At 45.4% G+C, this 1933-nt stretch carries 2 protein-coding genes; both read left to right on the forward strand.

Features of this window, described 5'->3' with window-relative positions:
• Positions 1-33 precede the first annotated feature (33 nt).
• Positions 34-741, forward strand: a complete 708-nt coding sequence (locus DXA87_RS17675; protein WP_117505597.1) for an ATP-binding protein — start codon at positions 34-36, stop codon at positions 739-741.
• Positions 742-1034: 293 nt separating this feature from the next.
• Positions 1035-1814 (forward strand): ATP-binding protein, encoded by a 780-nt coding sequence (locus DXA87_RS17680; protein WP_015552309.1) that lies wholly within the window; start codon positions 1035-1037, stop codon positions 1812-1814.
• The last annotated feature ends 119 nt before the right edge of the window (positions 1815-1933 follow it).

The following is a 1933-nucleotide window of genomic DNA, read 5'->3' on the forward strand; positions in this document are numbered from 1 at the left end:
CTTGGATTTTTGTCTTGACAACTGAACCACTATATGTTGGATACGCTTTCCCTTCCTGTGGCAGCGCAACGTTTTTCCGAACTTACGCAAAGTCCGGAACTCGTGAACTACACTGCGTTCCAGTTTATCCGGGAGGTCCTTGAACCTCAGTATGCAGAGACATTAAACAGGCGTTTTGAAACCAATTTGAGACTCAGCAGTCTAATCAATAAAGGGGCGCTGGTGGAAAATCTGAAGACCGGAAATGGACGGATTTATAATGATGCTACAGTCCAACAGGTACTCGAATTCCACTTTGCGGAGAATCGTCAGAATGTCGGCATTTATGGAGTCACAGGAGCCGGAAAATCTTATTTCCTTTCTGCCTGCTGTGTAGAAGCATGCCGCAGGAACTATCGCTGTAAGTTCGTTGATTACAGCGATCTTCTGGATGAACTGATCGTTCTGAACCGTCAGAAAGACCTGAACCGATATCGTAAACGCATTAAGTACTATGCGCGGATACAGCTTCTCTTCATCGATGATTTTGCAATCAGCCGTTATTCCGAGGAAGGGATCAAGATCCTCTACCACCTTCTGAAGCTTCGGGATGACCTTGGGACTTCCACCCTTTTTAGTTGTCAATACTCGCCAGATGAATGGGGAAAGCAACTCAGTGACGAGAATGAATGCTATGGAAAACTGGACGGTATCCGGAGACGCCTTACAACAGGATTTACAGTTCTGATTGAAAAGGCATAGTCAAGAGACTGGCGAAGCAGGTAACCCTGCTTCGCTGATCAATCAATACTGTCCGTGTAATATGGCCCTGCATGTCCGGGAAATGTGGCCCTGCTGTCCGCTAAAACCGGCTATATGCAATCGCCGAAGAAGCTGCAAAAAAGTGTATTGACTTGAATTCCTGTAAATATTTCACCTTTAAACAGATCCTTAAAAAACTGAATGTGAAAGAGCTGTCGGGAGCTCCGCCTAAGGCGCTTCCTGAACACGAAAACATCCGCGGAAAGGATTACTACAAGTAGAGGTAAACGATAATGGCTTACAGAATGAAAGATTACACTTATAACGATAAACTCACGAAGGAGCAAAACATTCTCATGGACCGTCTTTATAAGCTTCGGATGTCCGGGATGGCAGAGGCATTTGCAAAACAGCTGCTTGATCCGAACACAGGCTTGGAGTCGTTTGAGGTTCGTTTCGCTGATATCATAAACCAGGAATGGAACCAGCGTGAAAACAAGAAGTTTAATAAACTTCTCAAACAGGCTACTTTAAAGTATCCCGCAGCGGATCTCGACGCTACGATCTATGAACCAGAACGCCAGTTAAATACCCATGTCATTGAACTGCTCGCAGAGTGCAAATGGATCGATGAACCGAATAATCTCCTGATCACTGGTGGCGCGGGATCAGGAAAAACATATATTGCCTGTGCTTTATGCATTGCTGCAATGCACCAAATGCGGACCGTTAAATATATCCGTGCCAACAGTCTTATGACGGAATCGGAACATGCCCATCAGGAAAGCACTTATTATGAATACTCGAATAAGATGGCATCCTACGATCTTCTTGTGATTGATGATTTCGGTCTAATGGACCTGGATATGAATAAATGTCGTGATCTGCTCGAAATCATCGAAGCCAGGGACTGCCGCAAGTCAACGATCATCATTTCCCAGCTTCCAGTTGATAAATGGTACTCATTGTTTGGTGATCATACCTATGCGGATGCCTGCCTCAGCAGAATGACCGCTAAGGCCTACCGGCTACACTTTCCTGGCAATGACCGACGTATAAGCAATAGCAACTAGTTGACTATCTGAGCGCTGCTCAGTTTAAAGCGGAATGGCGCTCCGTTCCTTCGGAACGGATGCGCAGATTCTGCGGAATATGCACGCCTTTCTTTCTAAGGAAAGTATAGCAGAAATCG

The sequence above is a fragment of the Desulfotomaculum sp. OF05-3 genome, assembly GCF_003435535.1.
In the GTDB taxonomy this organism is placed as follows: Bacteria; Bacillota; Clostridia; order Lachnospirales; family Lachnospiraceae; genus Pilosibacter; species Pilosibacter fragilis.

Bases quoted from the DNA above. Each gene is read 5' to 3' on its own strand.
- DXA87_RS17675 (WP_117505597.1), top strand. From the start codon at position 34: ATGTTGGATACGCTTTCCCTTCCTGTGGCAGCGCAACGTTTTTCCGAA.
- DXA87_RS17680 (WP_015552309.1), top strand. From the start codon at position 1,035: ATGGCTTACAGAATGAAAGATTACACTTATAACGATAAACTCACGAAG.